Origin of the sequence: Cedecea lapagei (genome assembly GCF_900635955.1) — a bacterium.
Classification (GTDB): Bacteria; Pseudomonadota; Gammaproteobacteria; order Enterobacterales; family Enterobacteriaceae; genus Cedecea; species Cedecea lapagei.
In genome coordinates this window covers 1064077-1079917 of record NZ_LR134201.1, presented here as the reverse complement: position 1 = coordinate 1079917, position 15841 = coordinate 1064077, and the positions used below count along the sequence as shown (strand labels likewise).

13 protein-coding genes and 1 other annotated feature are annotated in these 15841 nt (G+C 56.7%); of the genes, 5 read left to right on the top strand and 8 right to left on the bottom strand.

Annotated features, from left to right (window positions below; all coding sequences use genetic code 11):
• Positions 1-29: 29 nt before the first annotated feature.
• Together recR and EL098_RS05305 are read right to left on the bottom strand one after the other, a co-directional pair.
• The gene (gene recR / locus EL098_RS05310) at positions 30-635 is read right to left on the bottom strand and encodes a recombination mediator RecR (protein WP_126355312.1); all 606 of its coding nucleotides are present in this window, start codon (positions 633-635) and stop codon (positions 30-32) included.
• A gap of 102 nt (positions 636-737) precedes the next feature.
• Positions 738-1607 (bottom strand): pirin family protein, encoded by an 870-nt coding sequence (locus EL098_RS05305; protein WP_126355311.1) that lies wholly within the window; start codon positions 1605-1607, stop codon positions 738-740.
• Between the two features lie 109 nt (positions 1608-1716).
• Between EL098_RS05305 and EL098_RS05300 the strand changes: the two genes are divergently transcribed.
• Positions 1717-2622 (top strand): LysR family transcriptional regulator, encoded by a 906-nt coding sequence (locus tag EL098_RS05300; protein WP_126355310.1) that lies wholly within the window; start codon positions 1717-1719, stop codon positions 2620-2622.
• Positions 2623-2663: 41 nt separating this feature from the next.
• Here the strand turns inward: EL098_RS05300 and EL098_RS05295 are convergent, their stop codons facing one another.
• The 4 genes from EL098_RS05295 to EL098_RS05280 all read right to left on the bottom strand — a co-directional run bounded on the left by EL098_RS05295 (position 2664) and on the right by EL098_RS05280 (position 6200).
• Complete coding sequence (locus EL098_RS05295) at positions 2664-2993, bottom strand: YbaB/EbfC family nucleoid-associated protein (protein ID WP_008460260.1); 330 nt, start codon at positions 2991-2993, stop codon at positions 2664-2666.
• Positions 2994-3080: 87 nt separating this feature from the next.
• Positions 3081-5009, bottom strand: a complete 1929-nt coding sequence (gene dnaX / locus EL098_RS05290) for a DNA polymerase III subunit gamma/tau (RefSeq protein ID WP_126355309.1) — start codon at positions 5007-5009, stop codon at positions 3081-3083.
• Positions 3681-3745 (bottom strand) — a sequence feature (DnaX frameshifting element). It overlaps the preceding gene by 65 nt.
• 110 nt (positions 5010-5119) lie before the next feature.
• Positions 5120-5671 carry an adenine phosphoribosyltransferase gene (gene apt, locus EL098_RS05285; RefSeq protein WP_126355308.1) on the bottom strand — a complete coding sequence of 184 codons (552 nt, stop codon included), beginning with the start codon at positions 5669-5671 and terminating at the stop codon, positions 5120-5122.
• Positions 5672-5822: 151 nt separating this feature from the next.
• Positions 5823-6200, bottom strand: a complete 378-nt coding sequence (locus tag EL098_RS05280; protein WP_126355307.1) for a DUF454 family protein — start codon at positions 6198-6200, stop codon at positions 5823-5825.
• 34 nt (positions 6201-6234) lie between these two features.
• Between EL098_RS05280 and priC the strand changes: the two genes are divergently transcribed.
• Positions 6235-6771: a primosomal replication protein PriC gene (priC, locus tag EL098_RS05275; protein WP_126355306.1), complete on the top strand. Its 537-nt coding sequence runs from the start codon at positions 6235-6237 to the stop codon at positions 6769-6771.
• Positions 6772-6787: 16 nt separating this feature from the next.
• Positions 6788-6946 carry a pleiotropic regulatory protein RsmS gene (gene rsmS, locus EL098_RS05270; protein ID WP_126355305.1) on the top strand — a complete coding sequence of 53 codons (159 nt, stop codon included), beginning with the start codon at positions 6788-6790 and terminating at the stop codon, positions 6944-6946.
• Positions 6947-6955: 9 nt separating this feature from the next.
• On the opposite strand, the gene mscK is transcribed toward rsmS, so the two are convergent.
• Entirely contained in the window at positions 6956-10330 is a 3375-nt protein-coding gene (mscK, locus tag EL098_RS05265) for a mechanosensitive channel MscK (protein ID WP_126355304.1), read from the bottom strand.
• 151 nt (positions 10331-10481) lie between these two features.
• Positions 10482-11120: a multidrug efflux transporter transcriptional repressor AcrR gene (gene acrR, locus EL098_RS05260; protein ID WP_126355303.1), complete on the bottom strand. Its 639-nt coding sequence runs from the start codon at positions 11118-11120 to the stop codon at positions 10482-10484.
• A gap of 143 nt (positions 11121-11263) precedes the next feature.
• Here acrR and EL098_RS05255 point away from each other — a divergent pair, with 143 nt between their 5' ends.
• Positions 11264-12463 carry an efflux RND transporter periplasmic adaptor subunit gene (locus EL098_RS05255; protein ID WP_126355302.1) on the top strand — a complete coding sequence of 400 codons (1200 nt, stop codon included), beginning with the start codon at positions 11264-11266 and terminating at the stop codon, positions 12461-12463.
• Between the two features lie 22 nt (positions 12464-12485).
• Positions 12486-15635: a multidrug efflux RND transporter permease subunit AcrB gene (acrB, locus tag EL098_RS05250; protein WP_126355301.1), complete on the top strand. Its 3150-nt coding sequence runs from the start codon at positions 12486-12488 to the stop codon at positions 15633-15635.
• Positions 15636-15841: the final 206 nt, after the last annotated feature.

Sequence of the window (15841 nt, the reverse complement as noted above, 5' to 3'; positions counted from 1 at the left end):
GAGAGGAAGCCCCGGCGTTACCCGGCGCTTCAGAAATGGATCTTATGACGCCCCACCAGCGAGTGCGACAGCGTGGTGCCATCCACCATTTCAAGTTCGCCGCCGACCGGAACGCCGTGCGCGATACGACTGGCCTCTACACCGTATTGGGCGCACAGCTCAGCAATGTAGTTTGCGGTCGCCTCACCTTCCACCGTCGGGTTAGTGGCGAGAATAACCTCTTTCATCGGCTCGCTGGCAAGGCGATGCTCAAGGCGGTCCAGGCCGATATCGTTCGGGCCAATGCCGTCCAGCGGTGAGAGATGCCCCATCAGGACAAAATAGCGGCCAGAGAACTGCCCGGTTTGCTCGATGGCGTGAATATCCGCCGGGCTTTCCACCACGCAGATCAGGCCGTTTTCCTGCCTGCGGGGATTGGAACAAATGGAACACACTTCCTGCTCGGTAAAGGTACGACAGTCCGCACAGTGGCCAATTTCGGACATCGCGCGGGTCAACGCCTGGGCCAGACGCATGCCGCCGCTGCGGTCGCGCTGCAGCAGAGCAAATGCCATACGCTGGGCAGATTTAGGGCCAACGCCGGGCAGGCAGCGCAGGGATTCCATCAGGGCTGTGAGTAAAGGACTGGTTTGCATCGCTCGGGCTTATGAGAAAAAGTGGGCTATAGCCTAACATTAGCGCCTGGGATGGGTATAGGAAAAGATATCCCCCGAACGAAGGCTCGCCGGGGGATAATATTACGCGATATCTTTGCCGAAGCGGCCCTGATTAAAATCATCGATCGCCTGATGAATTTCCTCTTTGGTGTTCATCACGAACGGACCGTAGCCGATGACGGGCTCGTTCAGAGGTTCACCGCTGATCAGCAGAACCACCGCATCATTGTTGGCTTCAAGGGTCACGCTGTCGCCTTTGGCATCCAGCACCACCAGTTGCGCTTCGCGAGCGACCTCTTCACCGTTAACCAGCACCGTCCCTTTCAGCACAACCAGCGCCGTGTTCCAGCCATCTTTCAACGCCAGCTGGGTGACGCCCCGCGTATTCAGGCGCAAATCCCAAATACTCATCGGCGAGAAGGTTCTGGCCGGGCCTTTGGTCCCGTCAAACTCACCGGCGATCACGCGGACTTTGCCCGCGCTGTCAGGCAAATCGACTACCGGAATATCACCGTCGGTAATCGGCTGATATGCAGGCGCGGTCATTTTGTCTTTTGCCGGCAAATTGACCCACAGCTGAACCATTTCCAGGCTGCCGCCCGCTTCGCTGAAAGCAGGAGAATGGTACTCTTCATGCAGGATGCCGCTCCCGGCGGTCATCCACTGCACGTCGCCCGGGCCAATCACGCCGCCGTTGCCCGCATTATCGCGATGCGCCACTTCGCCTTTGTAGACGATGGTTACGGTTTCAAAGCCGCGATGCGGGTGTTGATCCACGCCGCGCTGCCCTTTATTGCTGGGCTTAAACTCCGCCGGACCTGCGTAGTCCAGCAGCAGGAACGGGCTCAGCTGCTCGGCAAATTTTGAGTATGAAAACATCGAACGAACCGGGAAGCCATCGCCCACCCAGTGGGAAGCCGGTGCGGTATAGACGCCAAGAATTGATTTCATGATCCCTCTCCACGAGCATTATTTCTGATGGAATAAGTTTAACTGCCCGACGCCCTGCCCGGTAGAGTGCTAAAATACACTCAGTGTTCTAAAAACAGGACAATTAACAATGCAGGATTTAAACGATCTGTGGTACTTCGTGCAGGTGGTCGACAACGGCGGCTTTTCCCCCGCCAGCCGGGTGGTGGGCATTCCTAAGTCTCGCCTAAGCCGCCGCATTGCGCTGCTGGAGGAGCGGCTCGAGACTCGCCTGCTGCAGCGCTCAACGAGAAGCTTTACCGTTACGGAAGCCGGGCAAATTTTTTACCGCCACTGCAAGGCGATGATGATAGAGGCGGAGGCGGCACAGGAGGCCATCGACACGCTAAAATCCGAGCCGCGAGGGCTGATTCGCCTCACCTGCCCCATCACGCTTTTGCACGTCCACGTCGGCGATATGCTGGCGCGCTTTATGAGCCTTTATCCGCAGATTGTGATCCAGCTTGAGGAAACTAACCGGCGCGTGGACGTGCAGAACGAAAATGTCGATCTGGCTATTCGCGTGCGCCCTTTGCCGCTGGAGGACAGCGATCTTGTGATGCGCAAGCTGTCAACGCGCAGTATGTGCCTGGTCGCCAGCCCGGCTTTGGTCAAGCGCATGGGTATGCCCGGCACGCCCACGGATTTAGCCAGTTGGCCAAGCCTGGCGCGGAACAGGCCGCAGCAAACCTATCGCTGGTGCCTGTTTGGCCCGGATCAGCAGGAGGTGATCGTCCACTACCAGCCGCGATTTATCACCACGGACATGATTGCGCTTCGTGAGGCAGCGCTCAATGGCATTGGCGTCGTCCAGCTCCCAAAACTGATGCTTAACAAACATATTGAACGCGGGACGCTGGTGCATGTGCTGCCGGAATGGCGGGCCAGAACGGAATTTATTCACGTAGTCTTTCCCTCACGCCGCGGACAATTACCCGCCGTGCGGGCGCTGATTGATTTTCTGGCGGATAGCTACCAGCAGCTGGAAGAGGATTAGGTAAAACGGCCTTCTCCCGGGCGGGAGAAGGCGGAATCGCATCAGAATGGCATTTTAAAGCCCGGCGGCAGCTGCATGCCGTTGGAAACGCCGGCCATCTTCTCTTTCTGCGCTTCACCAATACGGCGCGCCGCATCGTTGAAGGCGGCGGCAACCAGGTCTTCAACCATCTCTTTGTCGTCTTCCATCAGGCTTGGGTCGATTTCGACACGGCGGCAGTTGTGCGCCCCGTTGATGGTCACTTTCACCAGGCCCGCGCCGGACTCGCCGGTGACTTCCATGTTGGCGATTTCTTCCTGAGCCTGGGCCATTTTTTCCTGCATCTGCTGGGCCTGCTTCATCAGGTTACCCAGACCGCCTTTTCCAAACATAATCTTCTCTCTTTCATCGGGCCAACGCTCGCGGAATGCGAGAGTGGCTATCGGGGTTTTACACTATGCCGCGCAAAGCGAGGCATCTCAAACAGGGCGAATACTATCTTCATCCAGCTCGGCATCAAAGAATCTTTGCAGAGTCTGAATATTGCTGTCGCCGATCATCGCCTCACGCGCCAGCGCCAGCTTCTCTTCATAGATAGCCTGACGCCACTCGAGCGGGGTGCGGCGTGCCAGATTCTCATCTTCAATAATAGTCAGTTCTATCGCTTCGCCATGGAGCGAACTCATGGCATCTGACAGCGTTTTTTGCGCCGATGGCGAATTCAGGTGACGCTGGCCAGGGCGAAGATGCAGGCAAACCCGGTTACCGTCCACCTCTTTCCAGGCGTTAAGCGCCAGCTGCTGCACCAGTTTTGGCAGCACCAGCTTATTAATTTCCGCCGCCCACTCGTCGCGTTCGATGGCCTCTTCGGCCAGCTTCTGCGCCAGCTCCGGCGTTTTTTCATGTTCGAGCGCTTTTTTCAGCGCCTTTGGCGTAGCGACCGGCTCGGGCGCTACCTCCGTTGGATTCTGTGATTTCCAGCGATAGGCTTCCGGCTTCGCTGGTTTTTCAAGCGCCGAAGGCGCTGGGCGCGACTGAACGCGTTCGGTCACCGAGGCCAAACGTTCCAGTGCGGAGCTTTTTGCCGGCCGCGCTGGTCGTTGCGCTGCCGGCTCACTCTTTTTTGCTTTATCAGCCTCCTGCTGGCGCATCAGCTGGCTGCGCGCCTGGAGGATCTGGCTGGTGGAATCCGGCAGCGGAGGGGCCTCCCTGTCCGGCGGCGCCGCCGCCTGCTGCTGCCTTGCCGCTGGCTGATGCGAGGCCGGATTAACGACCGGAATGCTTGCCGCCTGGCGCGGTGCTTCTGGCTCAGGCAGCGGTTTACGCGGATGGAAAGCCAGCGCGCGCAGCAGCGTCATTTCTACGCCCATGCGGCGATCCGGCGCCCAGGGCAGCTCTTTACGGCCGATGAGCAGCGTCTGGTAGTAAAGCTGTACGTCGGCGGGCGGGACAACGCGCGCGAGCTCGCGCATGCGCTGTTCAATGGCCGCCATGTCGCTGCCAATAGCGGACGGCGAAAGCTGAACCATCGCCACACGATGCAGCAGCGCAGACATTTCCACCAGCAGCGCTTCCCACTCTACGCCGCGCGCGGCCGCGTCATTCAGCAGCGCCATGACGCGTTGCCCGTCGGCATGGACCATCGCCTCAATCAGCGACAGCGCCTGGTCATCGTCCAGGGTGCCCAGCATGGCGCTGACCGCCGCCGTAGTGACCTGGCCGTCGCCGCTGGCGATAGCCTGATCGGTGAGGCTCAGCGCATCACGCAGGCTGCCGTCTGCCGCTCGGGCTAACAGCTGCAGCGCTCTGGGTTCGCTAACGATTTTCTCTTCGCCAAGGATGTGCTCCAGCTGATGGCGGATCTGTTCGAGGTCCAGCGCTTTCAGGTGGAACTGCAGGCAGCGGGAGAGAATGGTCACCGGCAGCTTTTGCGGATCGGTGGTTGCCAGCAGGAATTTTACGTGCGGAGGCGGCTCTTCCAGCGTCTTAAGCAGCGCGTTAAAGCTGTGGCGCGAGAGCATGTGCACTTCATCGATGAGGTAGACCTTAAAGCGGCCGCGGGCAGGCGCATACTGAACGTTGTCCAGCAGGTCGCGAGTGTCTTCCACTTTGGTGCGCGAGGCGGCGTCTATCTCAATCAGGTCAACAAAGCGACCCTGTTCTATTTCACGGCAGTTATCACAGACGCCACAAGGCGTTGCGGTAATGCCAGTTTCGCAATTCAGCCCTTTCGCCAGCAGACGGGCGATCGAGGTTTTCCCCACCCCACGGGTGCCGGAAAAAAGGTACGCATGGTGGATTCGGCCCAGCGACAAACCATTAGCCAGCGCGGTCAGTACGTGTTGCTGGCCGACAACATCAGCAAAAGTTTGTGGGCGCCATTTGCGGGCTAAGACCTGGTAGCTCATCTGGAGTTAGGCTCTGGTTCGCGGGAAAGGTGAATCGAGGGGGTAATGCTAACATATGCCCCGCCCGATGGGCGAGCGAGGCTTGTCACTCTATGGTAACAGCGACGAACTTAGTGCCCCGGGAAAGGCACCAGGCAGAAGCTTTTCACGCCCATTTTTTCCAGCCGCTGCTCGCCGCCAAGATCGAACAGGTTAATCACGAACGCCGCATCGGTAACCTCGCCACCCAGGCGACGAATCAGTTTTACCGTCGCTTCAATGGTGCCGCCGGTGGCCAGCAGATCGTCCACCACCAGCACTTTATCGCCCGGCTTGATGGCGTCAACGTGGATCTCAAGGCTGTCGGTGCCGTATTCCAGCTCGTAGCTTTCAGCGATCGTTTCACGCGGCAGCTTACGCGGTTTGCGTACCGGAATGAAACCCACGCCCAGCTCCAGCGCAACCGGTGCGCCAAACAGGAAGCCACGCGCTTCGGTCCCCACCACCTTGGTGATACCGGCATCTTTAAAGCGAGCAACCAACAGGGCAATGCTGGTGGCATAGGCTTTAGGATCTTCCAGCAAGCTGGTCACGTCGCGGAACAGAATGCCTGGTTTTGGATAATCAGGAACGCTTTTAATGCTGTTTTTGAGATACTCAAGCTGCTGCGCAGTCGCGGTCATCGGTTTATGCCTGCAAAAAACATGATACTAAACAGAGTACATGTCGGTTCGAATGTGAACCGCTGGTTAAGAGTTAACCCGCTGTACCCCTGCTCGAAAACGCTCGAATTTACTGGCTGGGCGCGACAATTGCAACAGCTTCTGCTGCGGTTTATCGCTTTTGTTGCGCTTCATCAACCACGGGAATACGCCACAGAAAGAGCAGCAGCGCGCAAAGGATCGCCAGCAGCAAAATTCTAACCCACACGATCTTCACCAGCCAGAGCGAAATCGCAAAGGTGAGGAGAATAAACAGAATAGCTTTTGGCTTAGCGCCACGGGGCATCGCTCGGTGCTGCTGCCAGTAGCGCAAATAGCCGCCAAACCATGAGCGGTAGAGCAGCCAGTGATGGAAACGCGGCGACGATCGGGCAAAACACCACGCGGCCAGCAGCAAAAAAGGGGTTGTCGGTAACAGCGGCAATATCACACCCAGCGTCGCGAGCACTACCGCCAACCAGCCGATGATGAGTAGAATAAGACGCTTCATGCTGTAACCCCTGACAATCCTGGAGAGCCATTTTGTGAAAACCGCTTCGCTGTTACAAGCCCTTGAAGCTCGCATAGCCGAGCTGGCGGCAGCCGTAGAGCCTGTCGCCCTGCAGCGGGCAAGCCAGGCGCGCTTTGACCGCAAGCTCTTCCATACCCACAGCACGCAGCTGAAAGATTACCTTCAGGAGGCCCAGGCCAATCTGGCCCAGCTACAGCTTAGCGTCAGTCAGGGTAAAACGGACCAGGTCGCGTTTGTCGCAGAAAAGCTGGTCGCGCAAATTGCCGCGCTGCAGCGGGAATTAGCCACCGCGCATTTACGCAAAAGTGAGCCGCAGCAAAAGGTGCAGGAGAACCTGTACGAAAAACTGGCCACCCACCAGGATTATGAGCGGCGTCTGCTGGCGATGGTGAGCGATCGCGAAAGCCAGCTTTCGCTGCAGGCCACGCTCGCAGGCCAGCAAAAGCTTCAGCGTGAGCTGGCCGCGCTGGAAGGTCGCCTGCAGCGCTGCCGCCAGGCGCTGGCCCGCATAGAAAAAGCCATTGAAAGACGCGAACGCGGCTTGAGCTAACCAAAAAGGAACAACAATGTCGCTGGATAACGCCCCGGACGAGGTCAAACTGGCCGTCGACTTAATCATGCTGCTGGAGCAGCATCAGATCCCAACGGACACTGCGCTTGCGGCGCTGGAGATTGTTCGCGAAGATTTTCTGCGTAAACAGCGGGAAGAAAACGCTTCCCGCTGAGATCCACAGTTAGTCGGAAGGCGGCAGCAGGCCGCCGTTTTTGCGCAGATCGCGCTTCACTTCCGTCAGCTCATCACCCTTTTCGTTGTGCAGATGCACTTCAAGCTGGTTGAAGGCGATATTGATATTGTTTTCACGGCACAACCTGTCGATGGCGCGGTTTAGCTCATCCACAGTAATACTGCGGTCGCGCAGCTCCCGCACGCACAAACGCAGTTCGTGATCGAGGGTGCTGGCGCCAAAGTTGGTGAAGTACACCGCAGGTTCCGGCTCATGCATCACGCGCGGATGCTCCTTCGCCGCCTTCAGCAGGATCTCTTTCACCTTATCCAGATCGGAACCGTAGGCTACGCCAAGCTTAATAACCAATCGCGTCATGGTATCCGACAGCGACCAGTTGATCAGACGCTCCGTCACAAATGCCTTGTTCGGGATGATCACCTCTTTATGGTCAAAGTCGATGATGGTCGTGGCGCGAATACGGATCTTGCTGACGCTGCCCGAGAATGTCCCGATGGTGACGGTGTCGCCGATGCGCACCGGGCGTTCAAACAGGATGATCAGACCGGAGACAAAGTTACCGAAAATCTCCTGTAAACCAAAGCCGAGACCGACCGACAGCGCCGCAGCCAGCCACTGCAGTTTGTCCCACGACACGCCGAGCGAGCCGAAGACCGTCATCGCCCCAATCACGATAATCGCGTAGTTGAGGATGGTGGTAATGGCGTAGGAAGCCCCCTGGCGCATTTTCAGGCGCGACAGCACCAGCACTTCCAGCAGGCCCGGCAGGTTTCGAATCAGCGCCCAGGCCACCATCGCGGCCACCACGGCAAACAGGATGCTGCCCATGGTAACGTTTTTCATCACCGCCGCGCCCGCTTCGCTGCCGGTGTAATGCCACAGGACGATACTGTCGAGGTAGGCAAAGACGGTGATTAAGTCCGACCAGATGGCGTAAAACACCACCCCGAACAGGGCGAACATCAGCAGCATGGTTAAGCGCATCGTCTGCTGGTTAATCTGATCCAGCGCCAGCGGCGGCTCTTCCACCGGCTCTGCACCTTCTGCGCCCTCTTTCACCATATTCTGACGCCGCGCCAGCGCGCGGCGATAGGCGATACGGCGCGCCGCAACGCTCAGGCCACGGATCACCGTCTGGTGGATGAGGTTCCAGATAATCACCAGATAAACCGTGTCAATCCAGCGGTTAGCCAGCCTTAGCGTGGTGTAGAAGTAGCCTGTTGCCGTCAGCACCAGCAGCGCCACCGGCACGACGGAAAGCACTGTGATGGTCAGCAGACGCAGCGGATGAGACTCTTTGTCGCGCCAGTTGTCGCGGCACATCGGGATAACCAGGCCGGTGATCAGCAGCAGGTTAAGGAAAATCATAAACTGCCCGAGCACGTCGTCCATCAGGTGCAGCGGCGACAGTTCCCCGACAACGGACCAGAACAGCAGCGGCAGCAGAGCAAAGCTGATGCGCACAATCTGACGGCGATAATGGCGAGTGAGGTGCTCCGGCATGTTAAACCAGGTGACCGCAAGCCCGCGGCTGGTGAGGATGCGCCACGCCATGCCGAACACCAGCCAGAACAGCGCCAGCTCTTTGGCAAACGCCCACAGCAGTTCGCTGATGTTAAGCTGCATAAACAGCAGCACCAGCCCCACCGCAAGGATCGCCATCGTCAGCGGCAGCACCTTCAGGAAGTTCAGCAAGATCGCCTTCGGCGTGTTGAGCTGGCTGTCGGTGCGCAGCTGCCCCACTTCAGAAGCGAGCTTAGCTAACTGCTTGTCTATCCATTTGTAACGCCAGCGCAGCAGGCCGGCCAGCAGCAGCAGCGGCAGAGCCGTGAACAGCGACATAAACAGCCCGTCCAGCACCTTATGCCAGCTGACGTCCAGCTTCATGGCCTTGATTTGGTCGTGCAGCGCCCCAGGGAAAGATTTGATCCACTCCCAGTTCATCGGCTTGTTGCTGTTAACCCAGAAGATTTGCTGGGTCAGCATCTTCTGCAGGCTGGTGCTGACGCTCATCAGCTGCTGCTGGTTAATTTGCAGGTTAATCGCCATCATCAGCTGGTTGCCGAGCTGTTTGTTAAGCTGGTCGAGCAGCTCGCGGCGCATGTCCACCACCTGCGTCAGCGCATCGTGAACCTCGTCGTTAACTTCGTTCTTATGCCCGTCTTCAATCTTGCCGACGTAGCTGTCGCTCTGGAACAAAGCATCGCGCTGCTGGTTAATGTCGAACTGCTCAAGGCGCAGATCGGCAATGCGGTTGGTGAGGTCCTCAAGATCGTCGGCGGACGGCAGCGTCTGCTGCTGCTGATAAAGAATACGCGACAGCAGAAGGCTCCCCTTCAGCACCGAAATTTGTTCTTTCAGGTTACGTTCGGACTGAAGCGCACGGTCAAGCCAGTTTTTAACGCGGATATTGCGCTGGACCAGCTCGTTCCCGCTTTGGGTGGCATTAATCAGACGCTGGCTGAGCTGGTGGTTGACGTCCAGCTCCTGGCGCACCAGCGGGTTATTCTGGATAGCGCTGGTGTCGGCATCGTCAGGCGTGACGGCTTCCTGGGCAGTCTTTTCAGTCAGCGTTAAGCGTTTGCTGTTAACCGCCTCCTGCAGCAGCTGAAGCGAGTGCTCAAGCTGCCCGATATTGGCGTTGGTGTAGTCACGCTGTTTCTGCAGCGCATCCTGTAAAACGGTGTTGCCTTCAAGGCTCTTACGCTGCTGTTCAATCTGCGTATTGAGCAACGCCTGCTGTACCAGCAGCAGGTTTTGCTGGCTCGGACGCAAGGTGGCTTCACCCGGCGTAGTGCCATTCAGGCGGTTGCGTACCTGCAGAAGCTGCTGCGAAGCGCTGTACATCGCGTTCTGTACCCGCTCCGGCTGCGTTTGCAGCGAAACGAGCTGGCTGTTCAGCGTAGAGAGGTCGTTATTCGCCGACTGCAGCTGATCCAGCACGTTGGTCAGGCGGGCCTCCAGCTGACGTAAAGAGAGCGTGCTCAGCGTTTTGCGAGTCGCGTCGTCGTCGGCTGGCGTACTCAGCGAATTGAGCGCGTCGGTAGCCTGCTTCAGCTTATCCGGTGCCTGGGCGACCGTGGTTTTAAGCTGCGCCGTCTCCTGCTTCACGCGGTCGAGCTTGTCCAGCATCTCAAGCGTATCGGTGAGATCTTTCTGGACGAGCTTATCGTCGGCCGTCAGCGTTTTTTGCTTATTCAGCGTCTCCAGCTGCGACTGAACCTCCGCTTTCGCAGGCAGATCGCCAGTCGTTTGCGCCGCCTGAGCCATAGAAAACGGCAGCAGAGTGGAGATAAAGAGACACAGGAGAAGAATGAATGCGGAACGAGAGGTCCGCGACAGAGCGTTGTGCTGCGTAGTCATGGTTGAGTCATTACGGTGCCGCGCACGGTGAGTGCCAGCTAAAAGTAAAAGGCCACGGAAGATGCGCAGAATAGCACGGCTTCAGGGCGCAGAATAGCAATCGCCCTCGGAGGAATCTCAAATCATTTAATGGGTGAATCGGTGGCGAAGATTACGCCGAGGGGTTGAGCGTTGGGCTCAGCTGGAACATCTCCAGCAGGATGGCGATAAAGTCAGGGGCTTTACCATGCAGATCAAAAGATTGCGGCGCCACCAGCCAGTTTTCGATCAGGCCGGTAATGTAGCTGCGCATCAGCGTCACGGCGAGGGAAAGGCGCAGGCTGGCAGGCAATTTCCCTGCGTCAATACAGCGCTGTAAAGCGGCCTCAATACGTTCATTGCCTTCCATATAGAGCGTGCGTCTGGCCTGCTGCAGAACCTCAAGTTCTCCGACAAATTCACATTTGTGAAAAATGATTTCCGTCATTAAACGACGGCGCTCTTCTGTCACCGTTGCCTGTAGGATATAAATGAGTAATTCTCTTACCACAGACAGTGGATCGTCTGGATATTTTGCCCGATACTCAATCTCTAAGTCACCAATACTGGATTCTGTTAGTTCCCAGATCTCACTAAACAATTCCGACTTATTTTTGAAATGCCAGTAAATCGCACCACGTGTTACCCCGGCAGCCTGAGCGATATCCGCAAGCGAAGTCGCGGAGACGCCCTGCTGTGAAAACAGGCGGATCGCAACGTCGAGGATATGCTGGCGGGTTTCAAGCGCCTGAGCTTTGGTTTTTCGTGCCATATGGGGGTGAATTTACTTTAGTCAGATTTACATACATTTGTGAACGTATGTACCATAGCACGACGATAATATAAACGCAGCAATGGGTTTGTGGACATTTGATCCATTGAACAACTTTGAAATCGGACACTCGAGGTTTACATATGAACAAAAACAGAGGGTTTACGCCTCTGGCGGCCGTTCTGATGCTCTCAGGCAGCTTAGCGCTTACAGGATGTAACGAGAAAGAGACTCAGCAGAGTGCGCCGCACGCCCCGGAAGTGGGTGTAGTGACTCTGAAAAGCGCGCCATTGCAGATAACTACTGAGCTTCCAGGACGCACCAACGCCTTCCGCATCGCAGAAGTCCGTCCTCAGGTTAGCGGTATTATTCTGAAGCGTAACTTCACCGAAGGGAGCGACATCCAGGCCGGTGTTTCGCTGTATCAGATCGATCCTGCAACCTATCAAGCTGCGTACGACAGCGCGAAAGGCGACCTGGCGAAAGCTCAGTCCAGCGCCAATCTCGCACAGTTAACCGTCAAGCGTTATCAGAAACTGCTGGGAACGAAATACATCAGCCAGTCTGATTACGACACGGCGGCAGCAACCGCACAGCAGGCAAACGCTGACGTCGTCGCAGCAAAAGCCGCTGTCGAAACCGCGCGTATTAACCTGGCGTACACCAAAGTGACCTCGCCTATCAACGGCCGTATCGGTAAATCCGCGGTCACCGAAGGGGCGCTGGTTACCAGCGGTCAAACCACCGCGCTGGCCACCGTCCAGCAGCTTGACCCGATCTATGTCGACGTCACCCAGTCCAGCGACGATTTCCTGCGCCTCAAGCAGGAGCTGGCCGACGGCAAACTGAAACAGGAAAACGGTAAAGCGAAAGTGAAGCTGATGACCAACAGCGGTGTTGCCTATCCTCAGGAAGGGACGCTGGAATTCTCAGAAGTCACCGTTGACCAGACCACCGGATCAATCACCCTTCGCGCTATCTTCCCTAACCCGGACAAAACGCTGCTGCCCGGCATGTTTGTTCGCGCCAAACTGGAAGAAGGCGTTAACCCGAACGCTATCCTGGTACCGCAGCAAGGGGTCACCCGTACTCCACGCGGCGATGCCTCAGCGATGGTTGTCGGCAAGGATGACAAAGTTGAAGTTCGCCAGCTGCAAACCAGCCAGGCGATCGGCGACAAATGGCTGGTGACCGACGGATTGCAAACCGGCGATCGCGTCATTGTTACCGGCCTACAGAAAGTAAAACCGGGTGTTCAGGTAAAAGCTCAGGAAGTTGCGGAAGACAATAAAGGCCAACAGCAACCCGCCGCAGGCGCACAGCCAGAACAACCGAAGTCTTAACTTAAACAGGAGCCGTTAAGACATGTCTAAGTTTTTTATCGATCGCCCCATCTTTGCCTGGGTAATCGCCATCATCATCATGTTGGCGGGTGCGCTTGCGATCATGAAATTGCCTATCGCGCAGTATCCAACGATCGCGCCACCGGCTATTCAGATCTCGGCAAACTACCCGGGTGCAGATGCTAAAACGGTACAGGATACCGTCACGCAGGTTATCGAACAGAACATGAACGGTATCGATGGCCTGCTGTACATGTCCTCGACCAGTGATTCATCGGGTACCGTTCAGATAACCATCACCTTCGACTCCGGCACCGATGCCGACATCGCGCAGGTACAGGTTCAGAACAAACTGCAGCTGGCCATGCCGCTGCTGCCGCAGGAAGTGCAGCAGCAAGGTGTTAGCGTTGAGAAGTCCTCCAGTAGCTTCCTGATGGTGCTTGGTATGATCAGCACCGACGGCTCCATGAAACAGGAAGATATCGCGGACTACGTTGGCGCAACCATTAAAGATCCGGTCAGCCGTACCCACGGCGTAGGTGACGTGCAGCTGTTTGGTGCGCAGTACGCGATGCGCATCTGGATGGATCCGAACAAGCTGAACAACTACCAGTTGACGCCTGTTGACGTGATTAACGCGATTAAAGCGCAAAACGCCCAGGTCGCAGCCGGCCAGCTTGGCGGTACGCCGCCGGTCAAAGGCCAGCAGCTTAACGCCTCGATCATCGCGCAGACCCGTCTGAAATCCGCAGACGAGTTCAGCAAAATTCTGATGAAGGTCAACCCGGACGGCTCTCGCGTCCTGCTGAGGGATGTCGCAAAAGTTGAGCTGGGTGGCGAAAACTATGATGTTATCGCTCGCTATAACGGCCAACCCGCCTCCGGTCTGGGGATCAAGCTGGCTACCGGTGCTAACGCCCTGGACACCGCTGAAGCCGTTCGCGCGACGGTAGAAAAACTGGAGCCGTTCTTCCCGGCGGGTCTGAAGGTTGTTTACCCGTACGACACTACGCCGTTCGTTAAAATCTCCATCAACGAAGTGGTTAAAACGCTGGTGGAAGCCATCGTGCTGGTGTTCCTCGTAATGTATCTGTTCCTGCAGAACTTCCGGGCAACGCTGATTCCAACCATTGCGGTACCGGTGGTTCTGCTGGGGACGTTCGCTATCCTCGCCGTGTTTGGCTACTCGATAAACACCCTGACGATGTTCGGTATGGTGTTGGCGATCGGCCTGCTGGTGGATGACGCCATCGTCGTGGTCGAAAACGTTGAGCGTGTGATGGTGGAAGACGGACTGCCGCCGAAAGAAGCCACTCGCAAATCCATGGACCAGATTCAGGGCGCCCTGGTGGGCATCGCGATGGTGCTGTCCGCAGTATTTATCCCGATGGCATTCTTTGGCGGCTCTACCGGCGCAATCTATCGTCAGTTCTCGATTACCATTGTTTCCGCGATGGTGCTGTCGGTGCTGGTGGCGATGATCCTGACGCCGGCGCTCTGTGCCACCATGCTTAAGCCAATCCCGAAAGGTCATCACGATGACAAGAAAGGGTTCTTCGGCTGGTTCAACAGAATGTTCGACAAGAGCACGCATCACTATACCGACAGCGTCGGCAATATTCTGCGTAGCACCGGTCGTTACCTGCTGCTTTATGTTCTGATTGTGGCCGGCATGGCGATTCTGTTCGTTCGTCTGCCTAGTTCATTCTTGCCGGATGAAGACCAGGGCGTACTGTTAGCCATGGCGCAGCTGCCGGCGGGCGCAACTCAGGAACGTACCCAGAAAGTGCTCGACGAAGTGAACGACTACTTCCTGACTAAAGAGAAAGCGAACGTTAATTCGGTATTTACCGTTAACGGCTTCGGCTTCTCGGGTCGTGGGCAGAACACCGGCCTGGCCTTCGTTTCCCTGAAGGACTGGAGTGAGCGTTCGGGTGAGGAGAACAAGGTTCCGGCCATTGCTGGCCGAGCGATGGGCGCCTTCTCGCAGATTAAAGACGCAATGGTCTTTGCCTTTAACCTGCCGGCGATTGTCGAGCTGGGTACCGCTACCGGCTTTGACTTCCAGCTGATTGACCAGGCAAACCTTGGCCACGAGCAGCTGACTCAGGCTCGTAACCAGCTGTTTGGCATGATTGCTCAGCACTCTGACCTGCTGGTGGGCGTGCGTCCGAACGGTCTGGAAGATACGCCGCAGTTTAAAATCGATATCGATCAGGAAAAAGCGCAGGCGTTGGGTGTCTCCATCAGCGATATCAACACCACGCTGGGCGCAGCCTGGGGCGGCAGCTACGTCAATGACTTCATTGACCGCGGCCGCGTGAAGAAAGTGTATGTGATGGCGGAAGCGCCATACCGTATGCTGCCGAGCGATATCGGCAACTGGTACGTCCGTGGCTCTTCCGGCCAGATGGTTCCGTTCTCCGCGTTCTCCACATCACGCTGGGAATACGGCTCACCTCGCCTGGAACGTTACAACGGTCTGCCGTCCATGGAGATCCTCGGCCAGGCCGCACCGGGTAAAAGTACCGGTGAAGCGATGGAGATGATGGAGCAGCTGGCGTCGAAACTGCCAACCGGTATCGGCTTTGACTGGACGGGGATGTCCTACCAGGAACGTCTGTCCGGTAACCAGGCCCCTGCCCTGTACGCCATCTCGCTGATTGTGGTCTTCCTCTGTCTGGCAGCGCTGTATGAGAGCTGGTCTATTCCGTTCTCCGTTATGCTGGTGGTTCCGCTTGGGGTATTCGGTGCGCTTCTGGCCGCGACCATGCGTGGTCTCACCAATGACGTTTACTTCCAGGTTGGCCTGCTGACAACCATTGGCCTGTCGGCGAAGAATGCGATACTTATCGTTGAATTCGCCAAAGATCTGATGGAGAAAGAGGGCAAAGGCCTGATAGAAGCGACGCTGGAGGCCGTGCGTATGCGTCTGCGTCCGATTCTGATGACCTCTCTGGCCTTTATCCTCGGGGTAATGCCGCTGGTAATCAGTACCGGGGCAGGCAGTGGCGCACAGAACGCCGTAGGGACTGGCGTAATGGGCGGGATGGTGACCGCGACCGTACTCGCTATCTTCTTCGTTCCTGTGTTCTTCGTGGTTGTACGCCGCCGCTTCAGCCGCAAGAGTGAAGATATTGAACATGCGCATCCGGTAGAACATCACCAGTAAGCTCTTCAATAACAAAACAAAAGGCCGCATTTAGCGGCCTTTTTTATTAATCAAGAAACCGGTTTCAACCTTTTATTAACGCACACTTATTTCCACTTTAATTCTCGCTCCCGCCGTTAACGTCGACGCAGCGGCCTTATCACCAGGGGAAAAATAACTGATTAAACACTCGTTAATTCATGATTAATGGAACAACAAAAACCGAT